This window comes from Psychroflexus tropicus DSM 15496 (genome assembly GCF_000378765.1).
Taxonomy (GTDB): domain Bacteria; phylum Bacteroidota; class Bacteroidia; order Flavobacteriales; family Flavobacteriaceae; genus Psychroflexus; species Psychroflexus tropicus.
This window is the reverse complement of record NZ_KB905343.1, coordinates 602,473-623,128: the sequence shown is the minus strand read 5'-3', so window position 1 is coordinate 623,128 and position 20,656 is coordinate 602,473. Positions and strand designations below refer to the sequence as shown.

General features: G+C 37.0%; 20 protein-coding genes. 9 read left to right on the top strand and 11 right to left on the bottom strand.

All coding sequences use genetic code 11. The features are described 5' to 3' along the window. The first annotated feature begins 83 nt into the window (after positions 1 to 83). On the top strand, positions 84 to 1,337 hold the full coding sequence (locus tag F598_RS0107710) for a DEAD/DEAH box helicase (protein ID WP_019038462.1): 1,254 nt from the start codon (positions 84 to 86) through the stop codon (positions 1,335 to 1,337). Between the two features lie 11 nt (positions 1,338 to 1,348). After that, the gene (locus tag F598_RS0107705; protein ID WP_019038461.1) at positions 1,349 to 1,576 is read left to right on the top strand and encodes a VF530 family protein; all 228 of its coding nucleotides are present in this window, start codon (positions 1,349 to 1,351) and stop codon (positions 1,574 to 1,576) included. A gap of 66 nt (positions 1,577 to 1,642) precedes the next feature. Here the strand turns inward: F598_RS0107705 and F598_RS0107700 are convergent, their stop codons facing one another. After that, entirely contained in the window at positions 1,643 to 2,104 is a 462-nt protein-coding gene (locus F598_RS0107700) for a YehS family protein (RefSeq protein ID WP_019038460.1), read from the bottom strand. 220 nt (positions 2,105 to 2,324) lie between these two features. Here F598_RS0107700 and F598_RS0107695 point away from each other — a divergent pair, with 220 nt between their 5' ends. Next, positions 2,325 to 3,005, top strand: coding sequence for a type 1 glutamine amidotransferase domain-containing protein (locus F598_RS0107695; protein WP_019038459.1), 681 nt, complete (start codon positions 2,325 to 2,327; stop codon positions 3,003 to 3,005). A 107-nt stretch (positions 3,006 to 3,112) separates the two neighbouring features. Beyond that, positions 3,113 to 4,690: an NAD(P)/FAD-dependent oxidoreductase gene (locus F598_RS0107690; protein ID WP_019038458.1), complete on the top strand. Its 1,578-nt coding sequence runs from the start codon at positions 3,113 to 3,115 to the stop codon at positions 4,688 to 4,690. A 199-nt stretch (positions 4,691 to 4,889) separates the two neighbouring features. Here the strand turns inward: F598_RS0107690 and asnB are convergent, their stop codons facing one another. Beyond that, positions 4,890 to 6,464, bottom strand: a complete 1,575-nt coding sequence (gene asnB / locus F598_RS0107685; RefSeq protein WP_019038457.1) for an asparagine synthase B — start codon at positions 6,462 to 6,464, stop codon at positions 4,890 to 4,892. A gap of 118 nt (positions 6,465 to 6,582) precedes the next feature. On the opposite strand from asnB, the gene F598_RS0107680 reads away from it, so the two are divergent. Beyond that, a complete protein-coding gene (locus tag F598_RS0107680; protein ID WP_019038456.1) occupies positions 6,583 to 7,029 on the top strand; it encodes an Lrp/AsnC family transcriptional regulator in 447 nt (148 codons plus the stop codon). 87 nt (positions 7,030 to 7,116) lie between these two features. Here the strand turns inward: F598_RS0107680 and F598_RS0107675 are convergent, their stop codons facing one another. From F598_RS0107675 to F598_RS0107650, 6 genes are all read right to left on the bottom strand, one after another. Beyond that, on the bottom strand, positions 7,117 to 8,121 hold the full coding sequence (locus F598_RS0107675) for an alcohol dehydrogenase (protein ID WP_019038455.1): 1,005 nt from the start codon (positions 8,119 to 8,121) through the stop codon (positions 7,117 to 7,119). 16 nt (positions 8,122 to 8,137) lie between these two features. Continuing rightward, entirely contained in the window at positions 8,138 to 8,683 is a 546-nt protein-coding gene (locus F598_RS0107670) for a Dps family protein (protein WP_019038454.1), read from the bottom strand. Positions 8,684 to 8,766: 83 nt separating this feature from the next. Then, the gene (locus F598_RS0107665; RefSeq protein ID WP_019038453.1) at positions 8,767 to 9,213 is read right to left on the bottom strand and encodes a c-type cytochrome; all 447 of its coding nucleotides are present in this window, start codon (positions 9,211 to 9,213) and stop codon (positions 8,767 to 8,769) included. A 2-nt stretch (positions 9,214 to 9,215) separates the two neighbouring features. Next, entirely contained in the window at positions 9,216 to 10,328 is a 1,113-nt protein-coding gene (locus tag F598_RS0107660; RefSeq protein ID WP_019038452.1) for a PQQ-dependent sugar dehydrogenase, read from the bottom strand. 61 nt (positions 10,329 to 10,389) lie between these two features. After that, a complete protein-coding gene (locus tag F598_RS15320) occupies positions 10,390 to 10,539 on the bottom strand; it encodes a hypothetical protein (protein WP_019038451.1) in 150 nt (49 codons plus the stop codon). Beyond that, on the bottom strand, positions 10,539 to 11,315 hold the full coding sequence (locus F598_RS0107650) for an MBL fold metallo-hydrolase (protein WP_019038450.1): 777 nt from the start codon (positions 11,313 to 11,315) through the stop codon (positions 10,539 to 10,541). The genes F598_RS15320 and F598_RS0107650 overlap by 1 nt, the downstream gene beginning before the upstream one ends. 93 nt (positions 11,316 to 11,408) lie before the next feature. On the opposite strand from F598_RS0107650, the gene F598_RS0107645 reads away from it, so the two are divergent. Further along, positions 11,409 to 12,869 (top strand): nicotinamide mononucleotide adenylyltransferase, encoded by a 1,461-nt coding sequence (locus F598_RS0107645; RefSeq protein WP_019038449.1) that lies wholly within the window; start codon positions 11,409 to 11,411, stop codon positions 12,867 to 12,869. A gap of 50 nt (positions 12,870 to 12,919) precedes the next feature. On the opposite strand, the gene F598_RS0107640 is transcribed toward F598_RS0107645, so the two are convergent. Continuing rightward, positions 12,920 to 14,380, bottom strand: coding sequence for a TrkH family potassium uptake protein (locus F598_RS0107640; RefSeq protein WP_019038448.1), 1,461 nt, complete (start codon positions 14,378 to 14,380; stop codon positions 12,920 to 12,922). Between the two features lie 37 nt (positions 14,381 to 14,417). Beyond that, the gene (gene trkA / locus F598_RS0107635; RefSeq protein WP_026302587.1) at positions 14,418 to 15,767 is read right to left on the bottom strand and encodes a Trk system potassium transporter TrkA; all 1,350 of its coding nucleotides are present in this window, start codon (positions 15,765 to 15,767) and stop codon (positions 14,418 to 14,420) included. Positions 15,768 to 15,867: 100 nt separating this feature from the next. Between trkA and ubiE the strand changes: the two genes are divergently transcribed. Next, on the top strand, positions 15,868 to 16,599 hold the full coding sequence (gene ubiE / locus F598_RS0107630; protein ID WP_019038446.1) for a bifunctional demethylmenaquinone methyltransferase/2-methoxy-6-polyprenyl-1,4-benzoquinol methylase UbiE: 732 nt from the start codon (positions 15,868 to 15,870) through the stop codon (positions 16,597 to 16,599). 2 nt (positions 16,600 to 16,601) lie between these two features. Further along, positions 16,602 to 17,294, top strand: a complete 693-nt coding sequence (porT, locus tag F598_RS0107625) for a type IX secretion/gliding motility protein PorT/SprT (protein WP_019038445.1) — start codon at positions 16,602 to 16,604, stop codon at positions 17,292 to 17,294. Position 17,295: 1 nt separating this feature from the next. On the opposite strand, the gene F598_RS0107620 is transcribed toward porT, so the two are convergent. Further along, on the bottom strand, positions 17,296 to 18,027 hold the full coding sequence (locus tag F598_RS0107620; protein WP_019038444.1) for a TrmH family RNA methyltransferase: 732 nt from the start codon (positions 18,025 to 18,027) through the stop codon (positions 17,296 to 17,298). Between the two features lie 29 nt (positions 18,028 to 18,056). On the opposite strand from F598_RS0107620, the gene tamL reads away from it, so the two are divergent. Next, complete coding sequence (tamL, locus tag F598_RS0107615) at positions 18,057 to 20,612, top strand: translocation and assembly module lipoprotein TamL (RefSeq protein WP_026302586.1); 2,556 nt, start codon at positions 18,057 to 18,059, stop codon at positions 20,610 to 20,612. Positions 20,613 to 20,656 lie beyond the last annotated feature (44 nt).

The window sequence follows — 20,656 nt, the reverse complement described above, 5'->3', positions numbered from 1 at the left end:
GTGGAGCTTTTAAAGCTTACCTTTGCCGCTTAATTAAGAAATGACCTCTGATTTCATAGATTGTCATTTCAAAAAAACACTCTATGTCATTTAAGTCATTAGGACTCTCTGAAGCCCTTGTGAAAGCTGTAAGCGCGCAAGGTTACGATACCCCAACCCCCATACAAGCCAAATCTATTCCACCTGTTTTAGAAGGAAAAGATGTTTTAGCCTCTGCCCAAACCGGTACTGGAAAAACAGCTGGTTTCACCTTACCAATGCTGCAACTGCTTTCACAACAGCAGCCTTTAAGAAAGAGACCGGTAAGAGCTTTAATTTTGACCCCTACACGTGAGCTTGCAGCTCAGGTCCATAAAAACGTAAAAGATTACAGTCAATTTTTAGATTTAAGATCCACCGTTATTTTTGGAGGCGTTAATCAAAAACCTCAAGTTTCTAAACTAAAAAACGGTGTGGATGTCCTTATCGCTACACCAGGTCGATTAATAGACCTTAATAACCAAGGGCTATTATCCTTGTCTGAAGTTGAAATTCTGGTCTTAGATGAAGCCGATCGCATGTTGGATATGGGATTTTTGAGAGACATCAAGAAAATCATGGGATTAATTCCTAAGCAACGCCAAACCTTATTATTCTCAGCTACTTTTTCTAAAGACATTAGAAAACTCGCCAACGAATTTCAAAACAATCCCGTATCTGTAGAATCAACTCCAGAGAACACCACTGTGGAAGCGATTGAACAACAGGTTTACAGAGTCGCCAAGGAGAAAAAGACAGGCTTGCTGATCAAGCTTATTTCTGAGGGAAACTGGGAGCAAATTCTGGTGTTTACCAGAACAAAACACGGCGCCAATAAACTGGTTAAAAAACTGGAGGCCGCCAAAATAAGTGCAGCTGCCATACACGGCAATAAAAGTCAGGCTGCAAGAACTAAAGCCTTAGCTGGTTTTAAGAGCGGACAGGTGAATGTACTTGTAGCCACTGATATTGCTTCGCGTGGGCTTGATATTCCTTTATTACCCTATGTGGTCAATTTTGAAATTCCTAATGTGTCAGAAGATTATGTCCATAGAATAGGTCGAACAGGACGTGCTGGAGCCAGCGGACTTGCCGTATCTTTAGTAAGTGCCGATGAGACTGTATTTTTGAGAGATATCGAAAAACTGATTGGAGAGAAACTTCCAGTTGAGATTTTAGAAGGCTTTGAGCCCGATCCCAATGCCTCTACCAAACCCTTTAATCCACAAAAGCGCGGAAGAAAACCACGCCACAATTCCAGATCTGGAAATCATAATGCAAGACCGTCAAAGTCAAATGCGAATAAGTCTAGACGCTAAATTTTTAAGGAGTGGAAACACAAAAAAACAATCCTTTACACAGCATTACCTTAGAACAGATTCTTGTGGATCTTCATGCCTTCTACGGCTGGGATCAACTTGGCGAAAAGATCAATATCCGATGTTTTAAAGAGAATCCTTCTATTAAATCTAGCCTAAAGTTTTTAAGGAAAACACCATGGGCAAGGAAAAAAGTGGAAGAATTGTTTTTAAAATTTCAGAAGGAGATTAATAAGTAACGGCTGTAGAAAAAATTTAGACGTTAACGAATGAAAGTGGATCTAATTTTATAGAACTAAAATTGACTACTTCTTTTTATACTTCAACTGAAGCCCATATAAAAAATTCCTTAAGTATTGGTCCATCAACTCGCGATATTGTGGCTGAGTAGGTCGTCTAAGAAATGAGCTTAATTCATGTTTACTCACTTTCTTACCCGCTAGCTGATATAACTCAATAATGTCTTCGGATTTTAATTCAAATGCAATCTTTAGTTTTTTGAGTACATCGTTATTATTGATATAAGTTTCTGTTTCTGGCTGAGGTTCTTCTCGCTTTCCACGCTTATCAATGATGAGACCATTGAGAAACACCGCTAGCATTTTATCTTCCAACTCCACAAAGGCTTCATCCTCGTCTGGTTTTAACCAATCACTCACCTCTGCCCTGGACACATCAACATCAGCGAGTTTAAAAAATGAAATCATCTTGGAATCGGTGTAACCAAAGGTATAGCGTAATCTTCTCAATACATCATTATTGGTCATTTCTTAGTGTTTTTTAAGAATTCAAAAATAAGGAAGCTAAGGCTAGTAATGCTTAAATTCTGAAACTATTTGATTTAAATAATCTCTCTGACATAAAGTTATCTATTTATGATTACGTATTATTCCTACTGATCTTGAGATTAACATTTTTTAAGTCTAAGCTTAACTTAAAAAGAATTTCAGCTGATATTGAGTTGCTAAATTTGAAAAAAATAATAAGATGAAAAAAATACTTTTTGTAATTACGAGTAATGATAAAATGGGAGATACAGGTCACAGAACCGGCTTCTGGATTGAAGAATTTGCAGCGCCTTTTTATAAACTGAAAGACGCTGGATTTGACATTACCTTAGCTTCTCCTAAAGGAGGACAACCTCCTATAGATCCCAATTCTGAAACTGAAGATGCACAGACTAAAGCTACTGAACGTTTTGGAATGGATAAAGAAGCTAAAACTCTTTTAGCTAACACTCATAAATTAAGTGAAGTTAATGAGGCCGATTACGACGCTGTGTTTTATCCAGGTGGCCACGGAGTGTTATGGGATTTGGTAGAAGACAAAACCTCAATTCAGTTGATCGAAAACTTCAACGCCAATAAAAAACCTGTAGCTTTTGTATGCCACGCCCCAGCAGTATTAAAACATCCAAAAAATAAAGACGGAGAACCTTTAGTTAAAGGAAAAAAAGTAACAGGCTTTACCAACCAGGAAGAAGCTGCCGTTCAACTTACAGAAGTAGTTCCATTTTTACTAGAAGATATGCTGATAGAAAACGGTGGGGTATATTCAAAAATTGACGACTGGCAAGCCTATGCTGTTGAAGATGGTAACCTTATCACTGGACAGAATCCAGGCTCATCAGAAAAAGTAGCTGAATTATTAGCAAAGCAACTTAACTAGTCTAAAAGTTAAGATCAGTTTGATAATGCCTTCTTTCTGGAAGGCATTTTTAGTTTAATCAAGTACTTCAAGATAGAATTGGTTAACTTCGTAGCTTTATTGAACACATGTCCTCACCTCATCATATCGATATAAGAGTTACTCCTGAAATCGCTCATCAACCTGAACGTTTAAAAGCCTCTTTAGCCGAATACATTGGTATTTCTGCTGAAGAGCTTTCAGAATTTAAAATCATTAAACGCTCCATCGATGCCAGAGCTCGACAAATCAAATATCAGTTGCGGATTGCTTATTTCCTGAGAGACGAATCTGTCATTTGGCCATCGCAACAACCAAAAGAGTATCAACAGGTGACAGATCAGGACCCTAAAGTCCTGGTGGTTGGGAGTGGTCCCGCAGGTCTGTTTGCGGCTTTAAAATTATTGGAAGAAGGGCTTAAACCAATTGTTATCGAGCGTGGAAAAGATGTAAGATCGAGACGTAGGGACCTGGCCAAAATCAACAAAGAACACTTAGTTAATCCGGAGTCCAATTATTGTTTTGGTGAAGGCGGTGCAGGTACGTATTCTGATGGAAAATTATATACGCGTTCGGGTCATAAAAAAACCATTGAAGGCATTCTACAAACCTTTGTGGAACATTGCGCCAATGAGGATATCTTAGTCGATGCTCACCCGCATATCGGAACCAACAAACTTCCGGCGATCATCACCAATATGCGTCAAAAAATAATCGATTTTGGCGGTGAAGTGCATTTTGAAACCAAACTCACTGATTTTATTATCGAAAAGAATGTCCTCCAAGGAATCGAAATCAATAATGAAAAAATTATTTACGCAGAAGCCTGTATTCTGGCAACAGGTCATTCGGCAAGAGATATTTTTTATGCTCTTCATCAAAAGCATGTCAAGTTAGAGTTTAAAACCTTTGCTATGGGGGTGCGGGTAGAACATCCACAGGCACTCATAGACAAAATTCAGTATAAGACGCCAGCACGAGGGGAGTATTTACCACCCTCTGCCTATAGTTTGGTGGAGCAGGTAGACAACAAAGGCGTCTACTCCTTTTGTATGTGTCCTGGAGGCATTATTGCGCCTTGTGCAACATCAAAAGGAGAAGTGGTTACTAATGGCTGGTCTCCATCTAAACGTAATAATCCTTATGCCAATTCTGGTATCGTGGTCACCATTGACGATGAAGAGTTGCATGACTATCAACACTTTGGCCCTCTAAGAGGTTTGAAATTTCAGGAAGATATAGAGAAAAAATGCTGGCGACTGGCAGGAGAAACTCAAAATGTACCGGCACAAAGACTTCAGGATTTTATAGCCAAGCGGAAGTCTAAGTCAATCCCTAAAAATTCATATCAACCTGGAACCACTTCAGTAGAAATGGATTTGATTTTTCCAAAAGCCATGACCAATAGATTGAGGCAAGGCTTTAAAAAATTCACTGAAAAGATGAAAGGCTTCGATCATCCCGACGCCGTCATCCTGGCTCCTGAATCCAGAACATCTTCGCCAGTAAGAATTCCACGACTAGACGACACTTTAGAACACCCTGAACTCTCTGGTCTTTTCCCCTGTGGTGAAGGAGCAGGTTATGCCGGTGGAATTGTCTCTGCTGCTATCGATGGAGAACGCTGTGCCCTCGCCGTAAAACAGGCGATAACCAAAACCACTTAAATTAAAAGTAGCTGTCTCAACATATGATAAATTGGAAATTATCATATAGAACCTACATGGCGGCAAAGGCAGGCGCAATCGAAATATCTTAAATATTGATAACTAGGATTTCTCGACTCCGCCTGTCTGCTATCAGGCAGGCTCGAAATGACAAAAATGGAGGTTTTAAGACAGCTTCTTTTAGTAATGAGTATGAACACTAATCGGCCTGATAAATTTCCAAGACTCTGGCCGACGGATCTTTTACCTCTCCACACCATTTTGGCAGCCACTGGTATGGGGTTAACTGGAAGTGAGATCCGTAGGATTTTTCAAACGTTTTTAAGTAATAAAAGGCTTCTTTGGAAGAAGGCTCTGGTGTAAATCTAAATTTTTCATTGCTAAATTCATCTTCAGATACCAAGGTTTCTACATGTTCTTTAATCACTTCACTCCAAGATTTTTTCTTACTACTGACACTATCTGAGAATCCGTTTTTTCGTCTCCAGAGCACATCAGCAGGAATGAGATCTTCATCTTCAAAAGCCTTTCGGATCAAGTATTTTTCGATCTTTTGATCAGAAAACATTCTTAGCTCTGGTGGAATCGACATAAAGAAGTTGACAAAGGCCTTATCTGCAAACGGAACTCTGGCTTCCAAACCTGCATTTGAAATGGACCTATCCCCTCTTTTCATATCAAAAAACTGGATGTCTTTGAGCAACCTAACCGATTCTTCCTGAAAGCTTTCTGCGTTTGGAGCATTTTGAAAATAGAGATAGGAACCAAACTCGTCTGCAGTTTCTCCAGAAAATAAAACCTTAACTTCTGAGTGATCCCTTACGTATTTTGCTACCAGTTGATGGCCAACTGATGCACGTACCGTGGTGACATCATAACTACCCAACATATAAACCGTGTGCTCCAGCTCGGCCAAAAATTCCTGTTCTGTACATATAATGCTGTGGTGTTTACTCCCGATATGGTCTGCTACTTTTTGAGCGGCTTCAATATCCGGACTTCCTTCCAATCCAATAGAAAAAGTCTCTAGCTGTTTACCTTTTTCCTTTAGCTTTCTAGCTAAAATTCCGGCCACTAGACTACTGTCCAGACCACCACTTAATAGACATCCTAGTGGGCGTTCACTCATCATTCGTTTTTCTACAGATTCTGTGAGCAGTTTATTGATTTCAAGGCAATAGTCTTTTTCACTTAAAGCTGTAGTGCTATAATCGTGATGAAAATAAGGTTTCATTTCATCGGTGTAAGAGTTCCAGTAATGTCCCGGAGGAAATTGATGTAGTTGTTTGGAAAAAGCTATCGCTTTACTTTCTGACGCAAAGTAAACTTCAGACTCATCGTATCCAATATACATTCCTCTTACTCCCAGGTGATCTCTGGCTGCTACAAAAAGATCTTTGGCTTCGTCGTATAACACAAAAGCAAACTCACCATCAATAGCCTCCAGCATACCTTCTTCTCCAATTTCCTGATATAAGTCGATAAGTATCTCACAGTCTGACCCTGTTTCTAATTTAATATTGTAGGTGTTTGCCAATTCCAGATAATTGAATATTTCAGCATTAGCGACTAACCAAACTCCATTTTTGTACATAGGTTGATTTCCTTTTGGCGTTAAGCCATTGATGGCTAATCTATGGAAACCAAAATGGGTTTTCTCTTTAATCATTTTGAAGTCTGATGCGTCTGGTCCACGATGCTTTATTTTCATAAACTCACTAATCAGAAACTGACTTGACTTCTCACTGTCGATAGCTACAAATATTCCACACATAACTTATATATTTTAATTATATAAAGCAAATAAGAGATTATACTTAATATAAAACAATATATTAGCCTAAATTATTAAATATACGTTTTAAAATCACGTTACACTAAAAATTATAAAGATGATTGATGATACAGACCGCAAAATCTTAAATATTTTAAGTAAGGATGCCAAGGCCTCTTTAAAATGGATTGGAAACCAATGCCATATGAGTCCGACTGCAGTTCACTTAAGAATGAAAAAGCTTGAGGATCAAAAGATTATCACCGGCTCAAAAAGTGTGATTGATACCTATCAACTCGGCTATCAAACTCAAAGTTTTATTGGGATCTATTTCAATAAAGCCAACATCTATAAAAGTGTAAGTCAGGCCCTTTTAGAAATTGAAGAAGTCGTCGAATGCAACTATACCACTGGAAACTTTTCACTCTTAGTTAAAGTGGTATGTAGGGATAATAAGCATTTAACGGATGTATTAAGTAATAAAATACAAACCATAGATGGAGTGGCTAGAACCGAAACCTTTATCTGCCTGGAACAAACCTTTACTCGTGAAATCGAGTTTTAAAACTTGATAAGTCAAATCTTACATATTTCATTAAAATAAAAACCCCTTTATTTTTCAACAAAGGGGTCTTGAAGTTTGATTTAAACGTTATGGCTTAAGCACAACTCTAAATTTAGATTTGTTGTTAATCATTCTATCGTAAGCCTCTTTAACCTTATCTAAAGGATATTCTTCAATCATAGGTTTAGTATCAAATAAAGCACTAAACTTTAAAGTGTCTTCTGAATCTGTAGGTGTACCACTAGGCCATCCGGCTACAGATTTCCTTCCCATGAGCATCTCCATAGGGTTAACTTCAACGCTTTCAGGTGTTGCACCGACCATTAAAAGTTCACCATCAACCCCTAAACCGCCAATCACCGATGTCATAGCTTTACCGCTTGGGGCTGTACCTAAAATTAATCTAGCTCCACCTAGCTCCTGTAGCTTTTCCGAAGCATTATCTTTTTTGGCATTGATAAAGTGATGAGCTCCTAATTTTAAAGCCAATTCTTTTTTATCATCACTGGTTGAAAGCGCTACCGTTCGCATTCCCATTTTGTGGGCATATTGTATAGCCAGATGGCCGAGTCCACCTATACCTTGTATAGCGACTGTATCTCCGGCTTTAATTCCAGAGTTTCTTAAGGCGTTGTAGACCGTGATGCCAGCACAAAGCAATGGCGCTGCTTCTACAGAACTTAACTCATCAGGAACTGCAACAAGGGCTTCTTGTGGGGCACACATATATTCTGCATAACCACCGTCGTAAGAAATTCCACTCACTTTAGCATTTTGACAGGATATAAAATCTCCTCTACGACAGGGTTCACATTCAAAGCAATGTCCTCCATGCCAGCCAACTCCTACGCGCTGATTCTTACTCCAAGAACTCACATTTTCGCCAATGGCTTCAATCGTGCCTATTACTTCATGACCAGGAACTCGTGGATATTCAAGTCCAGGAAAGGTGCCATCTTTCACAAAGGCATCAGAATGACAAATGCCGCAGGCTTCTACCTTTATTAAAACTTCATTTTCTCCGGGTTTTGCCTGATCCAGTTCAACTAATTGAAATTCTCCTTCTGCTTCTTGAATTTGTGCTGCTTTCATTATGTTTGATTTTATATTAATAACTGAATGACCTCAATAAAAATAGATGATGATCTATCGTAGACCTCAAGCCAATAAAAACATCTTGAGTGACCAGGTCATTTTCTGGTGTATTTTTAATTCGTTCTCCAAGTCTGTTGGACATCGTAGTATATCTGTCGATGAGAAAAGATACAGATTTATAATCTTTGGTATAATCTTTAGAATAGGGAGCTAAATTAGATTGTTCTGATACATGTTCTGGATTTCCATCTGCAGCTTTACCTAAGGCTAGCTTTCTTTCTGCTACAATATCGATCTGATCTGCTAATTCTGTGTAAAATTCTTGAGTCAATTCATGGATAGAAATAAAGTGTGGACCTCTGGTATTCCAATGCATTTGTTGTAAAGCATGATACTGGTCAATCAGCTCATATAAACTAGCTTGAACTAAAGCTGAAGATGTATTTCTAACCTCTTCCGACTGTGGAATTTGATCACTGATATTCTCAAGATCAAAGTTGGACTGGCCAGCAACTGATGTAGTGAAAACTAATGCGATTAAAAAAGTTCTAATAATCATAAATATTTTTATTTTCAAGTTATGATTATTAGATTCTTTTTGTGTTAATATGACTTTAAAGTCTTCTTACACAAATGTCATAGTCAATCTTCGGTTAACTCTGAGACTTCTTTGAGGGTTACTTTTGGTAAATCTCTTGATTGGTTCCCAAAATCGTTCATTATATAGTTCATCACATCTGCAACTTCTCGATCACTTAGCCCCATTGCAGCCATATTGTTGTTATATGTTTTATCGTTAACTACAATTTCTCCTTTAAGACCGTATTTTACAGATTTGATGCTTTCTTTTCGCTTTTCTGAAAGCCAATTAGAATTGGCTAGTGGTGGATAAATCCCTTCTACTCCCTCTCCCTCTCCTAAATGACATCGCATACAAAATCCAGAGTAAACCGCTTTGCCATCTTCGATACTTTTTTCTAAACTTTTTTCCTGTGAAATAATCACATATTGGGAAGTTTCATCGTCTGAGTCTGAATTCCAGATCAATAGATTCAATAAGATAGCGATAGGAAAAACTAAAAACTTCATAACTAAGATTTAGGTAACATTTTTACTAAACCTACACCCTCTATTCCAGCGTAGATAAAGCCGTCTGGCCCCTGCTCAACACTTCTTACTCGTCCTACTTTATCCATCAATTTTTCTCTTCTAAGAACACCCTCACTTGAAAGTGTTAAATGTTCCAGGTATTGGAATTTTAAAGAACCTGCTAAAACATTACCTTTTAATTCGGGATATCGATCAGAAGTAACAAATGCCATCCCGCTTGGTGCAATGGAAGGTACCCAATAGTAAAATGGATCTTCCATTTCTGGTCGGGTAGTTTCATCGGTAAATTCTGTTCCATTGTAATTGATACCATAACTCAAAATCGGCCAGCCATAATTGGCACCTTTTTTTATGATATTAATTTCATCTCCTCCTCTTGGGCCGTGTTCATGAACCCAGATTTCTCCAGAATCAGGATGCATTTCCATGCCTTGTGGATTACGGTGACCGTAGCTGTAAATAGCTTTTTTGGCATTTTCCTTATTATAGAACGGATTATCTTCGGGGATAGATCCATCTTCATTAAATCGGTAAATCTTACCACCATCTCTGGTGATATCCTGTGGATTCTCATCCCTGGCTCCACGTTCACCTATCGACATGAATAGATATCCGTCTCTGTCAAATTCTAACCGACTTCCAAAGTGAACCCCTTTGGTGGTATTTGGACCTGCTTTGTAAAGCGTTTCCATGTTAGAGAGTTGTCCATCTCTAAACTCTGCTCTCACTAAAGCGGTGTGCCCACCTTCTTCCTCACCTTCAGTAGAAGCATGGGTTAGGTAAATCCAAGGTTTTTGAGGATATTCTGGGTGTATTTTTACATCTAAAAGTCCACCCTGACCTCGATTATAAACATTTGAAATTGTAGTTACTTTAGTTGTTTCACCATCTTTATGGTAAAACAAATCGCCCTCCTTGGAAGTTAATAGCATGCTGCCATCTTCAAAAAAGTCAAACCCCCAAACAATATCAATATCATCGATGATTACTTCGTGGGCGTAGTCCTCTTCTAAAGTTTCAATGGAATTATCTTGTTGTGCACAGGCTAGAAAACCAAAACACAGTAAACTAAAAGTGATAGCTTTAAATTTCATTTTTAAAATTTTTTACTAATTTCTTAAAATGAAATACAATACCGCCTGAATTATGAAAAATTTATTTTTTAGCCTCCAGTTTCTCAATTTTAGCTTTTAGCTCTCTGATGGTATTTTCCTGATCCTGAATAATTCGCGTGCTGTTGTAATAAATAAATACAGCTAATAATGCAGATAAGACGAAAAGGTATAAGTAGATGTTTTTTGCCATTAGACTTCTATTTGAAGGTTATCGTAAGCTAGATGTATGCCTTCGGGTAATTCTTTTTCTACCTCATCATGAAATCCCATATGATGACTAAGATGTGTAAAATATGCTTTTTCGGGCTTTAAATAGTTAACCACATCGATAGCTTGCTCAAGATTAAGGTGAGAAATATGCTCTTCCTTTCTTAAGGCATTTAGAACTAAAGTCTTAACACCTTTAAGTTTATCTAACTCTTTCTGTGGTATAATTTTAGCATCGGTCACGTAGGCAAAATCCCCAAACCTAAACCCATACACCTGTAACTCTGGATGATAAACATTCATTGGGATCACTTTTTTATTTCCTAGTGTAAATGGGTCGTCGTTGATGATATGAGTATCTAAAGTGGGAGCCCCAGGATACTTGTTTTCAGTTTCAAACACATATTGAAATCTGTGTTTCAGGTTCTTTAAAACGCGCTCATGACAATAGATGGAGATGTTACCCTGCCTAAAGTAGAACGGTCTAATATCATCTAATCCAATCACATGATCATTATGCTCGTGGGTATAGACAATCCCATCGATTTTTTTTACGTTATTTGCCAACATCTGCTGCCTAAAGTCGGGGCCACAATCGATCACGTAGGTATAATCTTCCCATTCTAAAAGTGCTGATACTCGTAGGCGCTTATCTTTGGGGTTATCACTTAAACAAACTGGATGATCACTTCCAATTATCGGTATTCCCTGAGATGTTCCTGTGCCTAAAAATGTTACCTTCAAAACGTTATTTTTCATACAAAACTATTGTTTTTTTTCCTTAAGCTAAGAGTATTAATTACATTTGTTATAAGTTTAATTTCTATTTAAGACTTACTAAAACATTAGCATATGTCTATAACAATTATGGGTGACAAAGATTTTGAAAGTGCACCTTCCATCAAAGACAAAGCATTAAGAATAAACCTTAACGAAAATATTTACGGAACGTTTGCAGAAATTGGGGCCGGACAAGAAACCGTTAGAAATTTCTTTAGGGCAGGTGGTTCTTCTGGTACGATTGCTAAAACCATGAGTGCCTACGATAAAGATTTTAGTGATGCTATTTACGGTGTTGAAGATGATAAGCGTTATGTGACAGAAAGCAGATTAAAGAAAATGCTGGATCATGAGACTCAGTTAATTGAAGAACGCATCCAAAGAAGCAAGCACCCAAATAAGCTCTTTTTTACCTATGCGAATACAGTCGCTACCATAGATTTTGCAAAGCGTTACAAAGGGCATGGCTGGGTAGGAATCAAATATCAACTTAAACCCAAATCAGAATACAACAAAATTGTTCTGCACATTCGCTTTAAAGAAAACGACGCCAGATTGCAGCAAAATACATTAGGAATACTAGGGACAAACCTTATTTATGCGGCCTATTATGCTCATAATAATCCTAAGCAAATTCTCAACGAACTTTACGATCACCTTCATAAAGATCAAATCGAAATTGATACTATCAACTTTTCGGGTCCTGATTTTGAAGAAGTCGATAATAGATTAATGAGTCTTCAGCTGGTGAAAAACGGAATGACCGAGGCCGTCATGTTTGCACCAGATGGAAATAATATTCTTCCTGCTAAAGCGCTTTACAAAAAAAATATCCTGGCCATGAGAGGTAGTTTCAGGCCTGTGACAAAGGTAAATATGGATATTTATCACACGGCTTTAGAGCTTTTTGAAAAGGAAAAGAAGGTTAAGAAAGAAAACATACAGCCTGTTTTTGAAATTACGCTTTCCAACTTGAGAGCTGAAGGAGAAATCAACGAAGAGGATTTTATGGACAGAGCAAAATTGCTTTGTGCTTTAGGTCATACAGTAATGATTTCTAATTTCCAGGAATATTACAAACTGGTTGAATATTTTTCAAATTACACTAAAGAAAGAATGGGACTCGCTATGGGTGTCAACAACCTCATCGATGTGTTTGATGAAAAATATTACAGACACTTAAGCGGTGGTATATTGGAAGCCTTTGGAAAATTATTCTTTAAAGATTTAAGAGTTTATTTGTATCCATATAAAGATCCGCAAACAGGCAAAATCACGGATAGTGATAATCTGAAAGTTCACCCGCGAATGAAGGAGTTATATAAATTCTTTAAGTATAATGGAAGAGTAGTCGATATCAAGAATTTTGAAGAAGATATCTTAGGCTACTTTTCGAGAGATATTTTACAAAAGATTTCTAACGGAGAAGATGGTTGGCAGGATGCAGTACCAGATAAAACTGCACGAATGATTCAGGAACAAAATTTATTTAAAAGAGAATATAAAAGAACTCCCGAAAAAATAGGACTTTAAAGACATAACTTCAATGTAAAAAAACCGGCAATATTAAGTTGTCGGTTTTTTTATGTGTTTTTCCAAAAATAAGGAGTAAACAGGATCAATACTGTAAAGAGTTCCAATCTCCCTATAAGCATTAGAAATGAACTCCAATATTTACCAAAGGTGGTAAGAGATGCAAAATTGTCAACTGGACTTAATTGCCCAAAAGCAGGACCAACGTTACCAAGTGAAGATGCTGAGGCTCCAATAGCAGTTTCGAAATCTAATCCGGTTCCCGCAAAAACTACAGCTCCCAAAATAAAGGATAAGGCATAAAATATGAAAAAACCCAGAATATTATATACAATTTTTTGATCTACAGAAGAGCCTTTATAACGCACAGGTAAAACAGCATTAGGATGTAGAATCCTTCTGAATTCCTGGAAGCCATTTTTGATCATGATTATATGTCTTATGACCTTAACCCCTCCCGAGGTTGATCCCGCAGAACCTCCAAGAAAAAACAATCCAAAAAACAAAACCGTAAGTAGTGGAGTCCAGAGCGTATAATCTGCAGTAACAAAGCCTGTAGTCGTAATAATTGCTAAAACCTGAAATATTCCATGTCTAAATGCACTTTCAGCTTCTCCTAAGACCATAGGATAATCTATGGTAGCTAAGCTGGTGTCTGCTAGAAAATAAATAGATAATGAGGTGATAGCTGTAAATCCAGCGATAAAAAAGAAAAACCATTTAAACTCTTCATTTCGAAGCACATTTTGGATTTTACCTTTAAACGCGAAATAGCTCACTACAAAATTAGTCCCTGCCAGAAACATAAACAGAATGATGATGTATTGAATAAAAGGAGAATCATTCCAGTAAGCTAAACTTGCGTTTTTAGTAGAAAATCCTCCAGTAGACAGAGTACTTAAGGCATGATTTGTAGCATCAAACCAATTCATACCTGCTACTTTTAATAAAATGGTTTCTGAAACGGTATACCCAAAATAAATTAACCATAGGCGTTTGGCTGTATCTGCTATCTTGGGTTTCACTTTATCTGCACTTGGACCTGGAGACTCTGCCGAAAATAACTGCATACCTCCAATCCCAAATAATGGTAAAATGGCTACCGCAAGGACAATAATCCCCATACCCCCTATCCAATGTGTAAAACTTCTCCAAAGTAGAATACCTTCCGATAGGGATTCGATATCATTAACAATTGAAGCTCCGGTTGTTGTGTAACCAGACATAGTTTCAAAAAAGCAATTGACGAGACCTTTAATTTCTCCTGAAATTAAATAAGGTAACATACCGCTGAGCACCATCACTACCCAACCTAAGGTAACGATAAGGTATCCCTCTTTTTGAGAAATATCTTTATCATGAAATCTTGTAAAGAACATAGCTGAAAGCCCTATAAAAATGGAGACTAGTGCAGAGACCGCAATATCCAAGGCCACTGTTTCTCCATTAATCCAACTATAGATCGATGGAACTATCATAAATCCTCCATTAAAAACAAGAAGGACACCCATGATGTGGGCAACGATTTTAAGATTCAAGTTTGACACCTTAACAGAATAAATTTTCTACACTTTTAATAGATTTGGGTAGGGTACAAACCACAATTCTATCTCCTTCCCTAATTTTGAAATCTCCAAGGGCAATTATTCCTTTTCCATCTCTTATTACTCCGCCAACTACTGCGGTTCTGGGGAAATTTATATCCACGATTTTGCTATTAGTCACCTTAGAATCTGCTTTCACAACAAATTCAAGCAACTCTGCATTCATGTTATTTAATTTGGTCATTGCAATTACTTCACCTTTCCTTAAGTACCTGAAAATACTATTTGCAGCCAATAATTTTTTATTAACAAGCGAATGTATTCCGATGGAATGGCTTAATTGAAAGTAATCCATATTTTCTACTAGAGCAATAGTTTTTCTTACTCCTTTAGAGTTGGCCACTAGACACGTTATAATATTGGTTTCTGAATCTTCTGTGACAGCCACAAAAGCGTCCATCTTACCAATGCTTTCCTCTTTAAGGATTTCAACGTTTCTACCATCTGCATTAATCACTAACGCATTGGGTAAGGTATTAGCTAAGTCTAGAGCTTTCCTGTGATCTTTCTCAATCACTTTCACTGCAAAATTCTCTTTACACAGATCTTTTGCTAAAGTTCTTCCAATATTACTGCCTCCAAGTACCATTACTTTTTTAATTGACCTCTTCTCTGCTCCAGTCAATTTATAAAGTTCCTCAACTCCTTCAGAATCGGTAATGAAATATACCCTGTCTCCCCTCTTAAATTCAGTATCGCCTCTAGGTATTATTGTAAGTTGGGTACCATACCGCTGTAGAGCGATAGGTACAAAATGCAATCCAGGAAAAATATCTGCAGCTTCCTGTACTGTATTTCCTATAAATGGAGCTTTGGATCTCAGGGTTAATCCCATCATCGTTAAGGCTCCATCGTCAAATTTAAAGGTATCGGTAAAGGCAGATTGATTGAGTAGCATTTTTACTTCATTAGCTGCCAAAGACTCCGGGGATATCATTTCATCAATTCCCAGGGCTTTCATGTCAATAATCTCCTCAGCATCTAAAAGTTCCTGATTGGAAACTCGTGCTACTGTTCTGCCTGCACCCATTTGTTTAGCAAACACACATACCGAAATATTGATGGACTGGTTAGACGTTACAGCAATAAGCATATCCGTTTGAGCTATTCCTGCTTCTTTTAGTGTGCTTGGAAGAGTAGCATCACCATTTAAAATTTTGATATCTAGGTGTTTGTTAGCATAATCTAAACGATCTTCATCAACATCCACCAGCGTAATAGCGTGTGATTCGTAGGAGAATAACTTTGCCAAATGAAATCCGACTTCTCCTGCACCTGCAATTAATATTTTCATGAGGACAAAATTAAGGTAAAAATTTAAAAAAGAAGTACTAAGAGCTTGCAGATTCAATAGACGGATTCTAAAGAAGATGTATCTTTGCCAAAAAAATTTCATGAGCAAAAATGTGAAGCCCTACAAAGATTCTGAAGTTGAAAAGAAAAAACAGGTTGAACAAATGTTCGACAATATTTCAGAAAATTACGACGGGCTCAACCGGGTCATTTCCTTTGGTATTGACCAGAAATGGAGAACGAAGCTCATCGAAATGGTTAAAAAAACACAGCCGAAATTTATTTTGGATGTGGCCACTGGTACTGGAGATTTAGCGATTGCTATGGCAGATTCTAGCGCTGAGAAAATCATTGGTCTAGATATTTCTGCTGGTATGCTTCAGGTTGGTAAATATAAAATTGCAGATAAAAAACTGCAGGAACGCATAGAGATGGTTCAGGCAGATTCAGAAAATCTACCTTACGAAGACAACACTTTCGATGCTATTACGGTAGCTTTTGGTGTTCGTAATTTTGAAGATTTAGATAAAGGATTATCAGAGATTTATAGAGTACTTAGACCTGGAGGAATTTTTGTTGTTTTAGAAACATCGGTGCCTACGAAGTTTCCCTTCAAACAAGGCTACAAGGTCTATTCTAATTATGTACTTCCTACTATTGGTAAATTATTTTCTAAAGACAAAAGCGCATATAAATATCTAAGTGAAAGTGCTTCCGTTTTTCCATATGGTGAAAAATTCAACAATATTTTAAAGAAAATCGGGTTTACAGATGTAGAAGACCACCCACAAACATTTGGGGTATCTACCATTTATTCTGCTTCTAAAAAATAATTATGAGGTTACTTTTTATTCTGATTTTCTTTTTTGGATTGACTTCGGCTCATGCTCAGCTTTTTAGTAAAGAGAAAGTTTTAAATAAAGAAAACTTTGATAAAAAAAGATGGTCTTGGGGCTATTACTTAGGATTCAACACTTACGATTTTCAAATTAAGTATAAAGATCAAGGCGAGGATATAGACGTTGGAAAAAGCCCAAGCTTTAATGTTGGACTTTTGGGTAATCTGAGATTGAATGATTACTTTGATCTCCGTCTTGAACCTGGTGTTGTATTTTCTAATAGAACCCTCACCTTTCCAAATTTTACCGAAGAGAATGAAAGAATACGAGATGTGAACTCTTCATATATTTATATTCCTTTGCTCCTTAAGTTCTCTTCTAAACGAATCAATAATTTTAAGCCGTTCCTGGTAGGAGGGGCAGCAGTATCTCATAATTTATCGAGTAACGAAGACAATCCTCAGGACAATTCTGCGGGTCAGTTCCGTTTAAAAACCCAAAATTATTACCTCGATGTAGGATTTGGAATTGATTTTTATTTTGACTATTTCAAGTTTACGCCTTCTGTAAGAGGAGTGTTTGGTATGGGAGATGAATTAGTAAGGGATGATGACCCAAATAGCCCTTGGACTTCTAATATCGAATCTATGAAAACCAGAGGTATTTTTATCAATTTTACTTTTCAGTAAACTAGCCTCTTCTTTTAAATTCACTTAACAGTATCGAGCCAGCCATGGCTACATTAAGACTTTCCGCCCCCATAGCATTTCCATAACTGGGAATGGAAATTCTCTGATTTATATGTGGTAAAACATCTGGCCTTATCCCATTTGCTTCATTGCCTAGCACAATAGTGGAAGCTTTGGTTTGAAGAGAGGTAGAATACACATTATCGCCTTCCATAAAGGCGCCGTAGACATGAAGAGAATCATCCAAAAGAAAAGCCTGTAGGTCTGTGTAAGTAATATTGACGCGAGACAAGGATCCCATAGTAGACTGGACAACCTTAGGGTTAAAACAATCTACTGTATCTTCAGAACAGACAAGGTCTTTGATTCCAAACCAGTCACACATGCGAATAATAGTTCCTAAATTTCCAGGGTCTCTTATGCCATCGAGACTCAGGCTTAGTTGAGTTTTATCTATTTCCTTAAGTGAATTTGGAATTTCAAATATTGCTAAGGCGGTTTGAGGAGTTTTGAGGTTAGAAATTTTACCGAGGTCTTTTTCGGAAATTATAAAACTCTCTCCTTCTTCAATAAAAAAAATGTCTGCAACAGAATATAATGCCTTTAATTGGAATGAACTATTTAAAAATTCTTTGATTACTTTTACACCCTCAGTAACAAAGAGACCATGCTCTAAACGATGTTTCTTTTTGTTCAAGCTTTTGATAAGCTTAATTTGATTTTTGCTGAGCATTTATATTTATTTTAGAAACTATTGCGACATTGAATAACGGACTCACAAAGCTACTATTTATTCTTTTATTTATTCAACTGTTTTTCTCATGTGATGTCACTAGAAAATTGAAGGATGATCAGCTCTTAATCACCAATCAAACTATATTCAGTCAAGATAGTGTTGTAAAAAACAGAGAACTTTACAGGCAACTTGCTCAGGAAACCAATACAAAAATTTTGGGCTATCCTCTAAAGCTTCAAATTTACAATCTTGCCCAGCTCAACCCTGAAAGACGATTTATCAACTGGGTGAAAAAAAAAGATAAACGCCCAGACAGACTGGTTTCGTTGCTTTCCAAACGCCAGGTCATCAAACTAAAAAAATCTTGGATTGGGCTCAACAACACAATTAAAAAAACAGGGGAAGAACCCAGCCTATTTGATAAAAGCAGGACAGAAAATTCATTAGAAAAACTAGAGTCTTGGTATTGGAATCATGGGTGGTTTAATGCGGAAGCCTCCTACGATACAACTAGCGACAGTATTGCAAAAACTATAGACATAGATTACAAAATAACCCCTGGAAAGCAATACATCATTGATAGTCTTTCAGAAAACATTGAATCTAAAGCTGCTGATTCTTTATACCAAATCATTAAAAAAAATAATCAGGTAAAAATTGGCAAGCCCTACAATACAGAAGAATTTAATGCAGACAGGGATTTTATTACCAATTATTTCAGAAATCACGGGCTGTATCATTTTGAGAAAGAATACATTTCCTACTACGCAGATACTCTTGATAATGATTATAAAATAAATTTAGACCTTAATATTACAGATCGACTTATCGAAGTGAGAGACACTACAGCATCAGTTCCGTTTAAAGTTCATAGAATAAGTGGCGTGAATGTGTTTTCAGATTATGACGGCAAAACGACTAAAGTTTTAGACTCTGTAGTTTACAAGAATACTACCATCTACTCATTTGGAAATTTAAAGTTAAACCCAAAGGTTCTATCTGATTTCATCTTTATCAAAAAAGATAGCGTGTACCGAGACATAGACAGAGCTAGAACCAACAATAGGATATCGGAAACCAGAATATTTAAATATCCTAATATTTTGTATCAGGAAGATCCTAGAGACTCCACAGGCACGGGATTAATAGCAAATGTATTATTGACTCCTAAAGAAAGATTTTCCACTAATTTTAGTGTAGACGTCAGCCAAAGTAATATTCAACAGTTTGGTATTGGATTTAATACGTCCTTATTGGCTAGAAATATTTTTAGAGGAGCTGAAACTTTAGAGCTCTCTGGAAGAGGGAATTTTGGAGCTTCTAGAGACTTAGGTAACTCTGAAGACCAGTTCCTGGATATCTTAGAGTATGGAGCAGATTTAAGATTGAATTTTCCAAGAATTATTTTTCCGCTTAATACTAAGCAACTGATTAAAAATACAATGTCACCCTTTACCACAGCGAGTGTGGGTTTTAGCACCCAGCAAAATATAGGACTGGATAGGAGAAATCTAAATGCGACCTTTGGCTATCGCTGGAAACCTAAAGACAGAACTTCTTATCAGTTTGACTTGATGAATGTTCAGTTTGTCAATAATTTAAACGCAGCCAACTTTTTCAATGTTTTTAGAAACTCCTATTCAGAATTAAATCAAATTTCAAGAAATAACATAAATCAGGTCAACCCCAACTTTCTTGCAGAAAATGAACAAGGGGAATTGAATTTAATTATTCCAGAGGGCACACAAGGGTTTATTAATCAAATAAATAATCAAGAAATTAATTTGAATTCTGAAGATGAGTTAATAGCCAATTCTCTTATTGAACGTAGGGAAAGACTAACTGAAAATAATCTGATTGTAGCTTCAAACTTTACATTTGATTATAGCTCAAGAACTAATTTACTGGATAATGATTTTTCTCAATTTAGAGCCAAGATAGAATGGGCCGGTAGTCTACTTTCACTTCTATCCAGGCCACTCGGCCTGGAAGAAACACAGGCCGGCAATTATAGATTGTTTGGAGTTCAATTTTCCCAGTATATCAAACCAGAATTAAACTATATCAAACATTGGGACTTAGGCAGTCAGCAAGTGGTTGCTGCCAGAGCTTATGGCGGCATTGCTATTCCATTTGGAAATGCCAACTCTATACCTTTCCCTCGCAGTTTTTTTGGCGGTGGACCCAATGATAATAGAGGGTGGAGACCCTATGATCTTGGACCTGGATCAACAAACGGGGTGAATGACTTCAACGAAGCTAATTTTAAGCTTTCTTTTAATGCAGAATATAGATTCAACCTGTTTGGAAATCTTAACAGTGCTCTATTCATAGATGCAGGTAATATTTGGAACATCTTTGACAACGTAGAGGATCCTGCAGCTAGGTTTGATGGTCTTAAGGATTTGAGTGAACTCTCTATAGCTTCAGGATTTGGATTTCGTTACGACATCGAGTTTTTTGTTATAAGGATGGACCTAGGGTTTAAAACTTATAATCCCGGAAGTGAAGGTTCAAAGTGGTTTAAAGATTACAACTTCAGTAATGCCGTTTTTAACTTCGGAATCAATTACCCATTCTAATAGATTTATATTTCTTAATTTTACGATTCATTTTAATTAAAAAA